General features: G+C 72.8%; 12 protein-coding genes. 7 read left to right on the forward strand and 5 right to left on the reverse strand.

Annotation, left to right across the window (positions count from 1 at the left end; all coding sequences use genetic code 11):
• Nucleotides 1-65 precede the first annotated feature (65 nt).
• From OG386_RS07315 to OG386_RS07330, 4 genes are all read right to left on the reverse strand, one after another.
• Nucleotides 66-545, reverse strand: a complete 480-nt coding sequence (locus OG386_RS07315; protein WP_328787346.1) for a nuclear transport factor 2 family protein — start codon at nt 543-545, stop codon at nt 66-68.
• Nucleotides 542-1276 (reverse strand): SDR family oxidoreductase, encoded by a 735-nt coding sequence (locus OG386_RS07320; RefSeq protein ID WP_328787347.1) that lies wholly within the window; start codon nt 1274-1276, stop codon nt 542-544. Before OG386_RS07320 ends, OG386_RS07315 begins: the two co-directional genes overlap by 4 nt.
• 321 nt (nt 1277-1597) lie before the next feature.
• A complete protein-coding gene (locus tag OG386_RS07325; protein ID WP_328787348.1) occupies nt 1598-3658 on the reverse strand; it encodes a nuclease-related domain-containing DEAD/DEAH box helicase in 2061 nt (686 codons plus the stop codon).
• Between the two features lie 91 nt (nt 3659-3749).
• Nucleotides 3750-4964: a hypothetical protein gene (locus tag OG386_RS07330; protein WP_328787349.1), complete on the reverse strand. Its 1215-nt coding sequence runs from the start codon at nt 4962-4964 to the stop codon at nt 3750-3752.
• A 97-nt stretch (nt 4965-5061) separates the two neighbouring features.
• On the opposite strand from OG386_RS07330, the gene recQ reads away from it, so the two are divergent.
• The 5 genes from recQ (at nt 5062) to OG386_RS07355 (ending at nt 13879) form a co-directional block, all read left to right on the forward strand.
• A complete protein-coding gene (recQ, locus tag OG386_RS07335; protein ID WP_328787350.1) occupies nt 5062-7086 on the forward strand; it encodes a DNA helicase RecQ in 2025 nt (674 codons plus the stop codon).
• Nucleotides 7087-7552: 466 nt separating this feature from the next.
• The gene (locus tag OG386_RS07340) at nt 7553-7792 is read left to right on the forward strand and encodes a hypothetical protein (protein ID WP_327381397.1); all 240 of its coding nucleotides are present in this window, start codon (nt 7553-7555) and stop codon (nt 7790-7792) included.
• Nucleotides 7793-7894: 102 nt separating this feature from the next.
• Complete coding sequence (locus tag OG386_RS07345) at nt 7895-8701, forward strand: HlyD family efflux transporter periplasmic adaptor subunit (RefSeq protein ID WP_328787351.1); 807 nt, start codon at nt 7895-7897, stop codon at nt 8699-8701.
• Entirely contained in the window at nt 8698-10962 is a 2265-nt protein-coding gene (locus OG386_RS07350; protein ID WP_328787352.1) for an NHLP family bacteriocin export ABC transporter peptidase/permease/ATPase subunit, read from the forward strand. The genes OG386_RS07345 and OG386_RS07350 overlap by 4 nt, the downstream gene beginning before the upstream one ends.
• A 1-nt stretch (nt 10963) precedes the next feature.
• The gene (locus OG386_RS07355; RefSeq protein WP_443053135.1) at nt 10964-13879 is read left to right on the forward strand and encodes an NHLP bacteriocin export ABC transporter permease/ATPase subunit; all 2916 of its coding nucleotides are present in this window, start codon (nt 10964-10966) and stop codon (nt 13877-13879) included.
• A gap of 2 nt (nt 13880-13881) precedes the next feature.
• Here OG386_RS07355 and OG386_RS07360 read toward each other — a convergent pair whose 3' ends face one another.
• Nucleotides 13882-14625, reverse strand: a complete 744-nt coding sequence (locus tag OG386_RS07360; RefSeq protein WP_328787353.1) for a hypothetical protein — start codon at nt 14623-14625, stop codon at nt 13882-13884.
• A 203-nt stretch (nt 14626-14828) separates the two neighbouring features.
• Between OG386_RS07360 and OG386_RS07365 the strand changes: the two genes are divergently transcribed.
• Together OG386_RS07365 and OG386_RS07370 are read left to right on the forward strand one after the other, a co-directional pair.
• Nucleotides 14829-15668 (forward strand): M15 family metallopeptidase, encoded by an 840-nt coding sequence (locus tag OG386_RS07365; protein WP_328787354.1) that lies wholly within the window; start codon nt 14829-14831, stop codon nt 15666-15668.
• A gap of 162 nt (nt 15669-15830) precedes the next feature.
• A complete protein-coding gene (locus OG386_RS07370) occupies nt 15831-16745 on the forward strand; it encodes a cyclase family protein (protein ID WP_328793189.1) in 915 nt (304 codons plus the stop codon).
• Nucleotides 16746-16839 lie beyond the last annotated feature (94 nt).

Below are 16839 nucleotides of genomic sequence, written 5' to 3' on the forward strand. Positions count from 1 at the left end.
CCGCGCAACCCCCGGACGTACCACCATCGGTGGCCCCACCGGGAGTCCTCGGCGTCCGACACGGCCTAGCCGAGGCCCTGGGGAGTCTCCTCCCCGTCGGTCCACCAGACGCCCAGTCTCTGGCGGACCAGGTACCAGCCGCCCTCGGGGCCCCGGCGGAAGTCCCAGTCGTACGGACCGCCCATGGAGTAGGGCGAAGAGCTCTGCCCGCTCCCCGTCACGGCGACGAACCACATGTACCCCACGCCCGTCGCCCGGTCCTCCTCCACCTGGAAGTCCATGTTCAGGATGTGGTGCTGCATGCTCGGGAAGTGCGCCTCCGCCTCCTCCACCTTCGCCCGGACCGCCTCCCTCCCGCGGATCTCTCCCCACGGCCCGAACTCCAGTACCGCGTCCTCGGCCCAGCACTCGATCCAGGTCCGCCAGTCCTTGCGGTCCAGCGCCCGCCAACCGCGGATCATGAGCCGCCGCAACGCTTCCTTGTCCTCCAGGACCCGCAGTCGGCGCAGCAGGTCCTCGTACGCCACTTCGGTCCCCGTGGTCACTGCGCGCTCGCAGCAGGGCGTACGACGATCTCGTTGACGTCGACCTCGGCCGGCTGGGCGACGGCATAGGCAACGGCTCCGGCGATGGCGGACGCCGGCAGCGCCACGGCGCGATAGGCCTTCATGGCCTCGCGCGCGGCAGGATCGGAGATCCCTTCGGCCAGCTCCGACTCGGTCACGCCCGGAGAGACCAGGGTGACCCGGACGGAGCCGTCCGACTCCTGGCGCAGCCCTTCGGACAGGGCGCGGACGGCGAACTTGGTGGCGCAGTAGACGGCCGCGGTGGGCGACACCTCGTACGCGCCGACGGAGGCGACGTTCACGAAGTGCCCGCCGCCCTGGGCGCGCATCACCGGCAGGGCGGCGGCGATCCCGTGCAGCACGCCCTTGACGTTCACGTCGATCGTCCGGTCCCACTCGTCGACCTTCAGCGCGGCCAGCGGCGAGAGCGGCATCACCCCGGCGTTGTTGACCATGACGTCCAATCGGCCGTAGTGCTCCCGGGCGGCGGCCACGAAGGCCTGCACGTCGGCGGCGTCAGTGACGTCCAGCCGCCGGAAGGCCGCCGTACCGCCTGCCTCGTTGATCTCCCGGCTGAGCGCAGCGAGCCGATCGCCGCGCCGCGCGCCCAGGAGCAACCGGTGGCCGTCGGCGGCCAGCCGCCGAGCCGTCGCCTCACCGATCCCGCTGCTGGCTCCGGTGATGGCCACCACCTTGGCTTCGTTCCTCATCCCTGATGCCTGCCCTACTCCTCGTTCGAAGCGGATGACCCCGCCCGACCGAGTCTGGACAAGCCGCAGTCGACCGACCAGGACGCACCGCACCCTGGCAGTACGCCTCCCCGCGCCCTAGGTCCTGCCGTCAAAGTGGCGTCGGCCGAGCCCGCGGCGTCCGGTGCCGTGCATGGCAAGACGGAGGGGCGCCCGTGTACTGGACGTACTCGGGTGCCCCGACAACGCGGCCAGGTGCGGTGCCGGGCGTCGCGGGCCCGACGGGACTTTGACGACAGGGCCTAGGCTGCGGCCCTCTTGCGCTACGTGGAGACGCTGCCGCTACGTGGTGACGCGGCCGAGCCAGAGCAGGTCGCGGGCCCGGGTCATCGCCACGAAGAGCCGGCTGCGGAGCAGTTCCTCGCGCTCCCGGGCCGTCTCCGACGTCTCCGTACCACCCGCCGTACCGCTCGCCGTGCCGGTCGGGGTCCCGTGCGCGAACACCGCGTCGTACTGGGGCAGGAGGACGTTCTTGAACTCCAGGCCCTTGGCCCTGCGGTAGGTGCCCAGCTTCACCGCGTCGACCGCGCGGCCGTCGTAGTGCTCCAACAGGCGGACCGCGATGCCCGCCTGGGTGAGCAGCCGCTGGTAGTGGCCGACGGCGCGCATGGAGGGGCACAGCAGGGCGGTGTCGGCCGGCGCGCCGGCGGGCAGGGAACGCAGGGCGTCCAGGAGTTCCCTGTCGTGGGCTTCCACCGTGGGCCTGGTGACGCGTACGACGTCCCCGTCGTGGTAGGTGAGGTCGACGTCGCGGCGGCCCGGGGTGCGCTCGCCGTCGAGGTCCTCGAAGGCGTCGTCGGCCACGACGGTGAGGGCCGCGTCCAGGATCTGCTTGCTGTTGCGGTAGTTGGTGCGCAGCACTTGGCCGCGGTCGCCGCGGATGTCGATGCCCGCGTCGCTGAGCCGGAAGCCTCCCGGGTACACGGTCTGCTGGCCGTCGCCGACGAGCAGCAGACCGTTCGGAGCGTCACCGACGAGTGCGTGCAGCAGGCGCACGCCGACGAGCGTGAGGTCCTGTACCTCGTCCACGACGACGGCCGCGTACGGGGGCCGCTCGCGCCGGCGGACCGCTTCGGCCAGGGCCAGGGAGAGGACGTCGTTGAAGTCGTGGACGCCGCGCTCGCAGCGCAGCGCTTCGTACGCCTCGTACAGCTCCCACATCGACTGCCGGTGCGCACGGTGCAGACGCGCCTTCCGCCGCCGCCTGGGGACGGTCACGTACTCCTCGAAGCGGGTGAGGCCCCGCCCCTTGATGACGTAGTCGATCTCTTCGCGCCAGTAGGCGGGGGCCGGGTCGAGCTCGGCCAGGCGGCTCCCGCGGCCGACGTTCTTCCAGGCCAGGCTGAAGGCGGTCTCGGCCTTGTCCTTGTGCAGCCGTACCGGTACGCCCCGCTCCTGTAGGAACTCCTGCGCCCAGGAGTGGAGGCTGCTGAAGTCCACCCGGTCGGCGACGGCCGGGGCCATGGCCTTGAGGAAGGTGCTCTGCACGCGGGGCAGGTTGTTGGCGAAGGTGACGTACAGGATGCGGCCGGTCGTCCGCCGGGCCAGGTGGGCCGCACGGTGCAGGGCGACGACCGTCTTGCCGGTACCCGCCGGTCCGCTGATGCGGGCCGGGCCCGCCCAGTTGCGGCGCACCAGCGCCACCTGATCGGGGTGGAGGAAGGTCATCCACTGCTCGATCGGCCCCTCCAGCGCCCCCTTCAAGGCCGCGTCGCGCAGCCCTTCCAGGTCGAACAGCCCGTCCGGGGAGCTCGGTCGGTGGCGCTCGGGCGCCGGCGGCGGCTGCAGGTGGACGGTCGACGCGGCGTAGCCCGGGAACACCCGCTCGAGGTGATCGGCGATCGCCCGTACCGACTCCGCGCGCAGCCGGTGCCGCTCGGAGAGCAGCACCGGGCCGATCTCGTGTTCGCCCAGGAGCCGTATCCGGCCGCGGCTCGCATCGACACGCTGACCGGCCAACACCATGAGCGGCTGGACCGCCACCGGTGACATGCCGAGGGACGCCACCGCGCTCTCGGCGGCCTTCGTGGCGGCGAGCAGCCCGGTCGCGTGTTCGTCGCCCGGCTCGCCGCCGGCGGTGACGTCGATGACGAAGACACCGCCGGGCCCCACCAGCAGCATGTCCGCGGCAGCGGTCCGCGTCCCGGACCACTGCCGGTCGACGAGCAACCGCCATCCGCGCGCGGTCAGTACCAACAGCTGGGCGAGGACGCGCTGTTCGCCCTCCCCGACCGCGCTCCACCGCAGGGCCTGCCGGCGGGCGGCCTCCCATTGTTCCCGGAGCAACCGCTCCTGCCGCCGCGCGTCCTGCGCCCGCTGCGATGCCGCCCCGCCTGCCCCCATACCAGCCCCCCTCGTACGCGGAGTGACGATCATAGGGCGGAACGCAACCGTGACGGCAGGGCGCGTACCGGGCCGTCCGGGCCCGGTCCTGCTAGTCCTGCCAGTAGAAGAGCAGGGTGTGGACGTCCAACGGGTCGCGGCTGCCGAAGTAGTACACCCCGAGGTCGGTGACCCGGAGGGAGCCGACGGCTTGGTCGATCCAGCGGAAGCCGGCGGATTCGAGGGCGCGGTGCACGTCCGGGTCGTCGTCGTGATCGGTGGCGAACCGGCCGAGCGTGCTGATGAACACCTTGCTGTCGCTCGGGCCGTAGCCGATCACGTGGTACGTACCGTCCCCCTGTCGGTTGTCCTCTCCGCAGGAGACCGGCGGCTTCGGTGCGAGGCCCGCGGCGGTGAGGGCGGCCACGGCCCGCCGCAGCTGCTCGGCCGTATCGGTGGCCGGCGGCGGCCGCGTGCACACGGCCTCGATCCGCCACCGCGGATCGGTCCGCTCCTCGGCCCACGGCCCGTACTCGTGGACGATCGCCGCGCGCAGTTCCTCGTCCAGGCCGGCCACCTCGACGCGGGGCCGTCCCAGCTCCTCGTACAGCCGCCGGGTCTCGGCGGTGTCATCGGTCAGCCGGTGCAGCGCGTACAGGGCCCACAGCTTCGCCTCCTCGGTCGGCGCCCCGGTGAGGTAGCCGCGCAGCCGTTCGGGGTCGGTCAGGAACTCCTGGGCGCGGTACGCGACCGCCCGGTCGGGGTCGGCGAGCGCATCGGTGACGTCCTCGCCGGCTCGGTGGCGCATGCGAACGCCGGTGGAGCGGTCCTCGGGCCGGGCCCCGTCGAGTTCGGCCAGCACCGCCCGGGCCCCGTGCCGGGCGGCCAGTGCGTCCAGCCCCGCCTCGCCGGCCTCCCGCCGGTGACGCCACGGACTGAAGGCGAGCGTCGCCAGGGCGCCCACCGCCGTCAGGTCGCCGAGCGCGCCGCGGGCCCCCAGGACCGCCTCGGCCATGCCGTACGCGCCCTCCTGCTGCCGGTCCTCGTGCCGCAGCCAGGGCAGCAGCTCGGGGCGGTCCGCGAGCAGGCCCAGCAGGGCGATGCGCACTTCGCCCACATCGCCGGTGTCCTGGACGCAGGCGATCAACCGGGCCACCTGCCGCTCCGGCACCCGTCCGGCCAGGGCCTGCGCGCAGGCTTTGCGGCGCCACCACGGCTGGGCCGCGTCGGCCGCGCACTTCGCGAGGGCGTCCGCGTCGCACGCGCGCAGGCCCGCGGTGTCGGTCCGCCCGGCTTCCGGGGTCAGCTTCTTGATCGTCTTCGCCATCCCGGGATGCTACTGGGCGCCGCCGGGCCGGGCCCTCCCGTTTTCCGGGTCCGGGCGAACGGGATCCGGTGTCGGTGGGTGTCGATAGGCTTCGTGGATGGCACTCCCCGACGCTTCCCCCGAGACCTCCGAGACCTCCGACGCACTGCAGGTACTGCACCGCGTGTTCGGCTACAGCTCCTTCCGCGGTGAGCAGCAGGAGATCATCGAGCAGGTCGTCGGCGGTGGTGACGCCCTCGTGCTGATGCCGACCGGCGGCGGCAAGTCGCTCTGCTACCAGATCCCGGCGCTCGTCAGAGAGGGCACGGGCATCGTCATCTCGCCGCTCATCGCGCTGATGCAGGACCAGGTGAACGCGCTGACCGCCCTCGGGGTGCGGGCCGGATTCCTCAACTCGACGCAGGACCCGTACGAGCGGCAGACGGTCGAGCAGGCGTTCCTCGCCGGCGAGCTGGACCTGCTCTACCTGGCCCCCGAGCGGCTGCGCACCGAGAGCACCCAGCGGCTGCTCGACCGGGGGACGGTCTCGCTCTTCGCGATCGACGAGGCGCACTGCGTCGCCCAGTGGGGTCACGACTTCCGGCCCGACTACCTCGCGCTGTCGATGCTGCACGAGCGCTGGCCGAAGGTGCCGCGGATCGCGCTGACCGCGACGGCCACCGAGGCCACCCATGCCGAGATCGTGGCGCGGCTGGGCCTGGAGGAGGCCCGGCACTTCGTCGCGAGTTTCGACCGGCCGAACATCCAGTACCGGATCGCCCCGAAGAACAACCCGCTCAAGCAGGTGCTGGAGCTGATCCGCAGCGAGCACGCCGGTGACGCCGGAGTCGTCTACTGCCTCTCGCGGGCCTCCGTGGAGAAGACCGCTGCCTTCCTGGTGGAGCAGGGCATCGACGCCGTGGCGTACCACGCCGGCATGGACGCCCGGGCGCGCGCGGCGAACCAGGCGCGCTTCCTGCGGGAGGACGGGGTCGTGGTGGTGGCCACGATCGCCTTCGGCATGGGCATCGACAAGCCGGACGTGCGCTTCGTGGCGCACCTCGACCTGCCGAAGTCGGTCGAGGGCTATTACCAGGAGACCGGCAGGGCCGGCCGCGACGGCGAGCCGGCCACGGCGTGGCTGGCGTACGGCCTGCAGGACGTGGTGCAGCAGCGCAAGCTCATCGAGGGTTCCGAGGGCGACGAGACGCACCGCCGGTCCCTGAGCATGCACCTGGACGCCATGCTCGCGCTGTGCGAGACGGTCGACTGCCGCCGGGTGCGGCTGCTGGAGTACTTCGGGCAGTCGGGCGCACCGTGCGGCAACTGCGACACGTGCCTGACGCCGGGCGAGTCCTGGGACGCGACGGTCGCCTCGCAGAAGCTGCTGTCGACCGTGTGGCGACTGGCGAACGAACGGCGGCAGAAGTTCGGCGCCGGCCAGATCATCGACATCCTCCAGGGCAAGAAGACGGCCAAGGTCATCCAGTTCGACCACGACGGGCTCTCGGTGTTCGGCGTCGGGGCGGACCTGGGCACCGCGGAGTGGCGGGGCGTCGTACGCCAGCTGCTGGCGCAGCGGCTGCTGGCGGTGGAGGGCGAGTACGGGACGCTGGTGCTGACGGAGGACAGCGGCGAGGTGCTGGGCGGACGCCGCAGCGTCTCCATGCGGAAGGAGAAGGCGCCCGCCCCAACCGCCCGCAAGGAGTCCGGATCGCGCTCGGGCAAGGGCGCCCGCGTACCGGTCGACCTGCCGGCCGCGGCCGAACCGGTCTTCCTGGCCCTGCGCGCCTGGCGGGCCGAGACGGCGAAGGAGCAGGGCGTACCGGCGTACGTCGTCTTCCACGACGCGACGCTGCGGGAGATCGCGACGCGGTTGCCCACCACGACGGAGGAACTGGGCACCATCGGCGGCGTCGGCGAGGCCAAGCTCACCAAGTACGCCGAGGGCGTCCTCGACACCCTGGCGCAGTGCGCCGCCACGGTCCCGGCCGCCGCCTCCACACCGCCGGCCGAGTCCGCCGCTCCGGCTCACCCGGCGACTCCGCCCGCGGCACGGCCCGCGGCGTCGGCACCGGACTTCGACGAGCCGCCCTTCGACCTGGACGAGATGGCTCCGCCGCCCTGGGACGACTGGCAGTAACCGCTCCGGTCGCACGGGGAGTCGGGGTGGCGGCACCCCACGCCCATGGGCATCCGGCCCATGGGCGTCCGGCGACCCGGTGTGAGGGGCCCGTCACCCCGCGCTCCCCCGGGAAACCTGCACAGGGCGTTCGCGATCTCGACAGCACACCTCCCCCGCGCGGCGATTTGTCCGCATATGCCCTGTCCGTTTGATTGCACTTGCTCCCGTTCAGTTCCTTGTAAGCAACCCCCTACCCTGATCTGTTACTCGATCTTGTGAAGAAGTCGCCAGCATTCCGTGAATCATGCTGCACGTCCGTCGGCATAGGTGGCCGTCCGCACGTGACGGGAAGTCAACGGGATTCGGTGGGGGGCTCGTTCGCGTGCTTTCATCTTGCCCATCGCAGCAGTCAGGAACGGCGGCCGAGTTTCGCGCCGCCCGCCGCGCGGCGATGAATTCCTCCCCCCAATGAAAGGTGCGCGCCATGCGTAACGACCTTGAGACCCGCGAGATCGACGACACCGAGCTGGACGGCGTGTCCGGCGGCATCATCAGCGTGTCCGGCGGCCTGGCAGGCGCCGTGACCAGCGATGTCAACAACGTCGTGGGCGTCGTGGGCTCCCTCAACACCGTCCAGGCCGCAACCGGCATCGTTTCCCACGTCCCCGGTCTCGTCACGGGCATCACCGGTGTTTCGGTGAACTCCGGTCGCGCCGGTCTCTGATCGGAAATAGCCCGTGAACCCCGGATCATCCCCCACGGTTCCGGGGTTCACGGCCGTCCGCGTTTCCGCCCGACGATACGAATGCAGCCGAAGGAACAGTCCGTGCAGTTTCGCCAAAAGGCTCTTTCCAAGCTGCAATCGCCCGAGGAATTGGACCTGCCCGTCCGCCTGGCCCGCCCGCAGGGGCGACTCGTCCTGGCCGTCACGGTCGCCGTCATGGCGGCCGCGACCTACTGGGCCTTCACCGGCACCGTGTCCTCCAAGCTGAGCGCATCCGGCATCCTCACCCGGGCGGAGGGCAGCTACGTGCTGCAGACGCCCGTCGCGGGACAGGTGACCGGGGTCCTCGCCGAGGAAGGCCAGCTGCTGGCGGCCGGTGCGCCCCTGCTCAACGTCCGTACGGAGCAGGGGGAACGACCCGTGCGCGTGGTGACCGGCGGCCGGTTGACGACCCTGGTGGCCAAGGTGGGTTCGGTCATCTCCACGGGTGCGGACGTGGCCACCGTAGAACGTGCGAAGGGGCCGCAGGACCCGCTGGTGGCCGTGCTGTACGTGCCGGGCGGCAGCGGCTCCGCGATCGCCGTGGGCGCCCCGGTCGACCTGAGCGTGCAGTCCGTCCCGCAGCAGCGGTTCGGCATGCTGCGCGGGCGCGTCACCGCGGTCGGCCGCGCACCCCTGACGCGGGCGCAGATCGGCGGCTTCCTCGGCGACGGCGGGCTCGCCGAACAGTTCTCCCGCCAGGGCAGCCCGGTGGCCGTGGTCGTACGCCTCGAACGCTCCTCCGCCACCCCCTCCGGCTACCGGTGGTCCTCCGCCGACGGGCCCCCGTACGCCGTCGATTCGAGGACGCCGGTCACCGGAGCCGTCCACCTCGCCGCGCAGCGCCCGGTCGACTGGCTGCTGCCGTGACCGCGCCGCACCTCCCTCCCGCCGGGCGCCGGCGCCACCGGCCCGAGCCGAAGGGCGGCTCCCGCCGCAGGCCCGCGTCCGTACCCGCGCCCGTACGGCGGGGCAGGACGCCCCGCCCCGTACGCACCCCCACCGTGCTGCAGATGGAGGCGGTGGAGTGCGGCGCCGCCGCCCTGGCCATGGTGCTCGGCCACCACGGCCGCTTCGTACCGCTGGAAGAGCTGCGCATCGCGTGCGGTGTCTCCCGGGACGGCTCCCGCGCCAGCAACCTCCTCAAGGCCGCCCGTGGGTACGGCCTGACGGCCAAGGGCATGCAGATGGACCTGGCCGCGCTCGCCGAAGTGAGCGCCCCGGCCGTCCTCTTCTGGGAGTTCAACCACTACGTCGTCTACGAGGGCACGGCCCGGCGGCTCGGCCGCACGGGCATGTACGTCAACGACCCCGCCAAGGGCCGCCGGTTCGTCCCCATGGACGAGTTCGACACCAGCTTCACCGGGGTCGTCCTCACCTTCGAGCCCGGCGACGGGTTCCGCCGCGGTGGCCGCGGACCGGGCGTCCTCGGGGCCGTGCCGGCCCGTCTGCGGGGCACCTCGGGCACCATGGCCGCCGCCGTGGCCGCCAGCCTCCTCCTGGTCGTCGTCGGCGCGGCGGTACCGGCCCTGAGCCGCACCTACATCGACATGTTCCTCATCGGCGAGCAGACCTCCCTGCTCGGTGTGCTGTTCGCCTCGATGGCCGTCGCCCTCGTCCTCACCGCGACCCTCACCGCACTGCTGCAGGCCAACCTGCTGCGCGGGCGCATCATCGCCTCGACCCTGAGCAGCGCCCGCTTCTTCCGGCACCTGCTCAGGCTTCCGGTCACCTTCTACTCCCAGCGCAACCCGGCCGACCTGGTCCAGCGCCTGCAGTCCAACGACGCCGTCGCCGAGACCCTCGCCCGGGACCTGTCCGCCGCGGCCGTGGACGCCGTGGTGGTCGTGCTCTACGCGGTGCTGTTGTGGACCTACGATCCGCAGCTCACCCTCGTCGGCGTGGCCGTGGCGCTGCTCAACGTGGTCGCCCTGCGGATCGCGATCCGGCTGAGGGCCACCGGTACCAGGAAGCTGCGCGCCGAGAGCGCCCGGCTGACCAACACCGCGTACAGCGGTCTCCAGCTCATCGAGACGATGAAGGCGACGGGCGGCGAGAACGGGTTCTTCCGCCGTTGGGCCGGACAGCACGCCGTCACCCTCGACGTGCAGCAGCGGCTCGGCGTGCCCAGCGCCTGGCTGGCGATCGTCGCGCCCACGCTCGCGGCGTTCAACAGCGCGCTGATCCTGACGATCGGCGGCCTGCGGGCGGTGGAGGGCCACCTCACCGTGGGCCTGCTCGTCGCCTTCCAAGCCCTGGTGACCAGCTTCACCGCCCCGATCTCCCGGCTGGGCGGCGTCGCCGGCCGGATCCAGGACTTCGCGGCCGACGTCGCCCGGCTGGGCGACGTGGAGAACTTCCCGGTCGACCGGGTCTACTCACGCCGCGAGCCCGCGGCCTCCACCCGACGCCTCAAGGGCCACGTGGAGCTGGACCGCATCACGTTCGGCTACAACCCTCTGGACGCCCCGCTGCTCGAGGACTTCTCGCTGACGGTCGGACCCGGGCAGCAGGTCGCGCTCGTCGGGGGCTCCGGCAGCGGCAAGTCCACCGTCTCCCGGCTCGTCTCCGGCCTCCACGCCCCCTGGGCCGGGGCCGTACGCATCGACGGGATGCGGCTGGAGGACATACCGCGCGGGGCGCTGGCCGCTTCCGTCTCCTTCGTCGACCAGGACGTCTTCCTCTTCGAGGGCACCGTCCGCGACAACGTCACGCTGTGGGACCCCTCCATCACGGACGAGGCCGTGATCGCCGCACTGGAGGACGCCGCCGTGCACGAGGTGGTGGCCCGCCGCCCCGGTGGCATCCACAGCCGCGTCGAGCAGGACGGCCGCAACTTCTCCGGCGGCCAGCGCCAGCGCCTGGAGATCGCACGGGCGCTCGTGCGCCGCCCCAGCGTCATGGTGCTCGACGAAGTGACCAGCGCCCTGGACGCGGTGACCGAGCAGGTCATCATCGACAACCTGCGCCGCCGCGGCTGTGCCTGTGTGGTCATCGCCCACCGGCTGAGCACGGTGCGCGACAGTGACGAGATCGTCGTGCTCGACCGGGGCACGGTCGTGGAACGAGGGCGGCACGAACGGCTGGTCGCCGCGCAGGGCCCGTACGCCGCACTGGTCAGGGAGCACTGAGGTGACGTACGCGGACCATGCGACCACCACCACCGCCTCCGCCGCCGTCCGCCCGTCGGGCGGGGCGCCGGACCCGGTCGTCGCGGCCCTGGGCGCGCTGGGTACGCCCGTCGACTGCGCGGGCGCGGGCAGCCTGTCCCTGGAAGGGCCGCTCGTCCTGTGGCTGGTCGTGGAGGGCGAGCTGGACCTGTTCGCCGTGGACGCCGCGCAGTCCGGGCACTGGCACTTCCTGGGTCGGCTGGAGTCGGGCACGCTGCTGCTCGGTCCGGCCGAGGGCCCTGATCACACCCTGGTCGGCCGGCCCCTGCAGGGGTGCCGGCTGCGCCGCATCGAACTGCGGGAGCTTCACCCCTCGGAGTACGCGCCGTACCCGGACCACCCCCCGTACGCGCCGTACCCGCAGTACCCGCAGTACGCCGACGCGGCGCAGCACGGCGCCGCTGCCGCAGAAGGGCCGAGCCCGCTGGAGGACGCCTTCGCGCGCGGCATCGGCCGTGGTCTGCGCGTGCTCTACGAGGCACCGCTGGCCGGCACCGCCACCACCGGGCACGGCGGCGCCGACGACGACATCCTGTGGATGCGGATCGCCCCCGGCAGCGTGCGGTACGGCGCCGTGTACGAGGCGGAGGCGGTCGGCACCCTCCTCGTCGACGCGACGGTGTGGCAGGGCATGGTCGACCAGCAGTACCGGCTGCTGTACGCCCTGGACGGCTGGATCGAACAGCTGGAGCGCGCCCACGAGGACCGCACGGCCGCCGGGATCGAGGCGGGCCGGGCGGCCCGTACCCAGGCGGACCGGACGCTGCTGGCGTCCATCGTCCGCGCCGGCGGCCGGGACCAGCACCGCAGCGCGGACGTCGACGCGACCTTCGCGGCGTGCCGCCTCGTCGCGGGCGCGGCCGGCATCGCCCTGTCCCCACCGAACGGGGCGGGCACCGCGTCCGCGCAGCTGGATCCCGTCGAACACATCGCGCTCGCCTCGCGGATCCGCACCCGCACGGTCGGTCTCGGCGGGCACTGGTGGCGGGAGAACAGCGGACCGTTGGTGGGCCGGCGCGAGAAGGACGGCACGCCGGTCGCCCTGCTGTGGCGGCGCGGCGGCTACGAGGCGGTCGACCCCGCCACCGGCGAGCGCGAGCGGGTCGGCCGGGCCAACCGGGCCGCCTTCGAACCGCGCGCCGTCATGCTGTACCGCCCCTTGCCCGAGGGACGGGTGGGCCTGCCCGCCCTGCTCCGCTTCAGCGTGCGCGGCACCCTCCCAGAGCTGCGCAGCCTGCTGCTGGGCGGGCTGGTCGCGGTGGTGCTGGGGGCACTGGTGCCGGTCGCCACCGGCCAGGTCCTCGGCCGCTACGTCCCGCAGGGCGAGACCGGCCTCATCGTGCAGACCGGACTGGCGCTGGCCGCGACCGCCGTGGTCGCGGCCGCCTTCATGCTCCTGCAGAACACGTCCCTCCTGCGCGTGGAGGGCCGCATCGAGGCCACCTTGCAACCGGCCGTGTGGGACCGGCTGCTGCGCCTGCCGGCGACGTTCTTCACCGGTCGCTCGACCGGCGAACTGGCCGGCGCGGCGATGGGCATCAGTGCGATGCGCCGCGTGCTGTCCGGCATCGGACCGGTCTGCGTGCAGGCGGGCGCGGTCGGCGCGGTGAGCTTCGTGCTGCTGTTCGTCCACAGCGTGCCGCTGGCGATGGCGGCGCTGGCCATGCTGGTCGTCATCGCGGGGATCTTCCTGGGCCTGGGGCTGTGGCAGCTGCGGTACGAGCGCCGGCTGAACGCGCTCGGACACCGGCTGGGCAACCAGGCCTTCCAGACCCTGCGGGGCCTGCCCAAGCTCCGTGTCGCCGCGGCCGAGAGCTTCGCGTACGCAGCCTGGGCGCGGGAGTTCGCCCGTACCCGCGACCTGCAGCAGCGCATCGGCCGGACCCAGAACGTCAGCACGGTCCTCGGCGCCGTCTACCTGCCGCTGTGCACGCTGGTGATGTTCGTGCTGCTGGCCGGTCCGGCACGCGGCGCCATGTCCGCCAGTGAGTTCCTCACCTTCAGCACCGCGCTGACGATGCTGCTGTCGTCGGTCACGCAGGTGACCGGGGCGCTCGTCTCGGCCGCCGCGGTCCTGCCGATGTTCGAGCAGATCCGGCCGCTCCTGCGGGAGGTCCCCGAGGTGGACCGCTCCAGTACCCGCCCGGGACGGCTGACCGGTGCCATCGAGGCCAAGAACCTGTCCTACCGCTACGCCGACGACGGCCCGCTCGTCCTCGACGACGTCAGCCTCCGGATCGGACCGGGCGAGTTCGTCGCGGTCGTCGGGGCCAGTGGCTGCGGCAAGTCGACGCTGTTGCGGCTGCTCATCGGCTTCGACAGGCCCCTCTCGGGCAGTGTGCTCTACGACGGTCAGGACCTGGCGGCGCTCGACCGGGCGGCCGTACGCCGCCAGTGCGGCGTCGTGCTGCAGAACGCCCAGCCGCTCTCCGGCTCGATCCTCGACTGCATCCGCGGCACCGGGACGTTCTCGCCGGAGGAGGCGTGGGAGGCCGCCGCGATGGCGGGGCTGGCGGCGGACATCGAGGCCATGCCGATGGGCATGCACACCATCCTGTCCGACGGCGGCGGGACCGTCTCGGGCGGTCAGCGCCAACGGCTGATGATCGCCCAGGCCCTCATCCGCAAGCCGCGCGTCCTGTTCCTCGACGAGGCCACCAGCGCGCTGGACAACGAGGCCCAGCGCGTGGTCACCGAATCCACCGGTGCCCTGCGGACCACCCGCCTCGTGATCGCCCACCGGCTCTCCACGGTCATGGACGCCGACCGCGTGATCGTCATGTCGGACGGCCGGATCGTCCAGCAGGGCCCGCCCGCCGAACTGCTCGCCGACACGACCGGCCTCTTCCACGGCCTGGTCCGCCGGCAACTGCGTTGACGCTACTGGAGCTCGGACAGGTCGACCGAGTCGGCCGGCGCCGGGGGCTTGGGCGTGACGGGCTCGTCGAAGTCGGAGAAGGAGGCGTCCACCTTCCGGCCGGACTCATCGGTGCCCCGCACCTGGAGGAGGTACGGCTCGTCCTCGGTGGAGACCTGGTAGGTGCCCGTCGCGCCGCTGTCGCGCCGGCTGGTGACCGTGATGGCGGGCACGCCGTCGACGGTGGTCCGGGGGCCCTTGACCAGTTGTTCGCTCGGCGGCTTCGAGGAGAACTCCTTCTTGAAGAAGTCCAGGTCGCAGACCTGGGCGAAATCGCTCAGCAGGGGGCTGTCCGTGGTGCCGTGCAGGTAGCGGCCGTTGATGAGCGCGATCGCGTCGTCGGCCGCGGGGCCCGGTACCTGGGCCTTGAGCAGGGCGTCGTCGAGCTTCATCCAGACGTCGTCGCCGCGCTTGACGATGGCGGCCGTGCCCGCGCCGCCGGGGGGTGTGACGGTGCCGACGCAGTCGCCCTGATCGTCGAAGCGCAGGTCGAGCGTGGTGGTGCCCGAGGTGTCGGTCACCTTGCCCACCATGCGCATGGAGGTGAGCTCGGCCATGGCCTTGCGCGAGGCCTGGGCGATGGCCTGGGCGCTGTCGTCGGCGATGCCGTTGTCATCGGCTCGGGCCACGCCCCCGCCCGTGAACGCCAGCAAGCAGGCGGCTCCGGCGGTCGCGCAGCGGGCCGCTGCTGCCCGGGGTGCGGACATCGGGCATCACCTCCCTCGTGCTGCGTGCGGACGGCGGCCGGCATCACCGCTCCTCCGGCGCAGCCGGGTCACCTGATCAGCGTAGGTCCGCACCGCGGCGGGCGCAGTCCGGGCGGGTCCGGCCGGATCCGGACGGGACGGGCCCGGCGTCGGGCAGCATGGTGCCCGATCACGTTCCCACTGCACCGCCGCTGGAGGCCCGGATGACCGGTTCCACGTCCTTACCGCCGATGAGGGCACGCCTCGCCCTGACCGTGACGGCCCTCGCCGCCGCTCTGACGACGGCCGTGGCCGCCGCCCCCGCCGGGGCGAGCGCACCGCCACCCGGGGCGAAGGCTCCGCGCGCGTTCGTGGCACTGAGCTCGGTCGACCCGACGATCTTGCAGGACATGCGGTACGTGCGCCCGCACAATTTCGTCGGCGAGCCGGTCGACGGCTACCGGCAGCCCGTCTGCATCCTGACCCGCCCGGCCGCCGAGGCCCTGCACCGGGCCCAGGTGCGCCTGCTGCGCCAGGGCTACTCGCTCAAGGTGTACGACTGCTACCGGCCGCAGCGGGCCGTCGACCACTTCGTACGGTGGGCCGAGGACCTCGGCGACGAGCGGCGGAAGGCGGAGTTCTATCCGCGCGTCGACAAGTCCCGGCTGTTCGAGGACGGCTACATCGCGAAGAAGTCGGGACACAGCCGGGGCAGCACCACGGACGTGACGCTGGTGCGGCTGCCGGCACTGCCGGCGCCCCGCCCGCGGCCGGGGCAGGAATCGGTGCCCTGCTACGCGCCCCGGGCGGAGCGCTACCCGGACAACTCGGTGGACATGGGCACGGGTTTCGACTGCTTCGACACGCTGTCGCACACCGATGACCCGCGCGTCCAGGGGGCACAGCGCGCCAACCGGGACCTGCTGAGGTCGACGCTGACGGCGGAGGGGTTCGTCAACCTGCCCGAGGAGTGGTGGCACTTCACGCACAAGCCGGAGCTGTTCCCCGACACCTACTTCGACTTCCCCGTCACGTACCGGTCGGTCGCCGGACACCGCCCCTGAGGAAGCCGTGCGCCGCGGTCCGGCGGGCCGCGGGGCCGGCGCCGGCCCGCCGGGATGCACGGGACGCCGCGGCGACGGACAGTGGAGGCGGGGCCTTCGGCAGACCGGGAGACCCGCGTGACGGACGACGACCCGACGCCCGACCGGACGGTTTCGCCTTTCATGACGGAGGCGGCCTTCCGGTCCCTGCACGCCGAGCTGTGCCGGCGTACGCCCACCGGCCCCGAGCACCGGCGCGGCACCCTCGCCCACCTGACCCCCGCGCGCGTGGCCGCGGCCGCGGCCGACGTGCGCCACGGGCGCACCGTGTCGTTGGCCGCGCCCATCGAGACGCAGCCGGGTCCCGACGATCCGCAGCCCGCCGTCTACCGGCTGACGGCGCCGACCGCACCGGAGACCGGAACTCCGGGGGTGCACTTCGCCCTGGACCGGTTCGCCATGAACGTCCACGGGGACGCCCACAGCCATCTCGACGCCCTGTGTCACGTCGTGTTCGACGGCGAGCTCCACGGCGGCGTCCCGGAGAGCCGTCTGGCGGCCGGCGCCGCCCTCGGGATCACCCTGGACCTGGTGCACGACGGGATCGTCGGTCCCGGGGTCCTGTTGGACGTCCCGCGGCTGCGCGGGGTCCCCTGGCTGGAGCCCGGGGACTTCGTGGGCGCCGAAGAGCTGACGGCGGCCGAGGAGGCCCAGGGCGTCCGGATCGGGCCGGGCGACCTGCTGCTCGTACGGGTCGGGCACCGGCGCCGGCGCCGGGAGAGCGGCGCGTGGGACGCGGCGCACGCCCGGGCGGGCCTGCATCCTGCGTGCATGCGGCTGCTGGCCGAGCGGCAGGTCGCCGTCCTCGGCTCGGACGGCAACAACGACACGGCCCCGAGTCCGGTGCCCGGGGTCTCCTTCCCCGTGCACGTCCTGGCTCTGCACGCCCTGGGCATGCACCTGATGGACTACCTGGACCTGGACGAACTGGCCGACGCGTGCGCGGAGCTCGGGCGCTGGCGGTTCCTGTGCACGGTGGCACCGCTGCGGCTGCCGGGGGCCACCGGCTCGCCGGTGAACCCGATCGCCGTCCTGTGACCCGCACCGTCGGGGGCCCGGTCGTCGGCCCCGACATTGCCGGCCCCGCCGCATCCCCGGGTGCCGCACCGGCGGGGGGCGTATACGTTCGAAG

This window comes from Streptomyces sp. NBC_00273 (assembly GCF_036178145.1).
Taxonomy (GTDB): Bacteria; Actinomycetota; Actinomycetes; order Streptomycetales; family Streptomycetaceae; genus Streptomyces.

Excerpts from the sequence above, each read along its gene's own strand:
- OG386_RS07360 (WP_328787353.1), bottom strand. The coding sequence starts at position 14,625 with ATGTCCGCACCCCGGGCAGCAGCGGCCCGCTGCGCGACCGCCGGAGCC.
- OG386_RS07370 (WP_328793189.1), top strand. The coding sequence starts at position 15,831 with ATGACGGAGGCGGCCTTCCGGTCCCTGCACGCCGAGCTGTGCCGGCGT.
- OG386_RS07340 (WP_327381397.1), top strand. The coding sequence starts at position 7,553 with ATGCGTAACGACCTTGAGACCCGCGAGATCGACGACACCGAGCTGGAC.
- OG386_RS07320 (WP_328787347.1), bottom strand. The coding sequence starts at position 1,276 with ATGAGGAACGAAGCCAAGGTGGTGGCCATCACCGGAGCCAGCAGCGGG.
- recQ (WP_328787350.1), top strand. The coding sequence starts at position 5,062 with ATGGCACTCCCCGACGCTTCCCCCGAGACCTCCGAGACCTCCGACGCA.
- OG386_RS07325 (WP_328787348.1), bottom strand. The coding sequence starts at position 3,658 with ATGGGGGCAGGCGGGGCGGCATCGCAGCGGGCGCAGGACGCGCGGCGG.
- OG386_RS07330 (WP_328787349.1), bottom strand. The coding sequence starts at position 4,964 with ATGGCGAAGACGATCAAGAAGCTGACCCCGGAAGCCGGGCGGACCGAC.
- OG386_RS07365 (WP_328787354.1), top strand. The coding sequence starts at position 14,829 with ATGACCGGTTCCACGTCCTTACCGCCGATGAGGGCACGCCTCGCCCTG.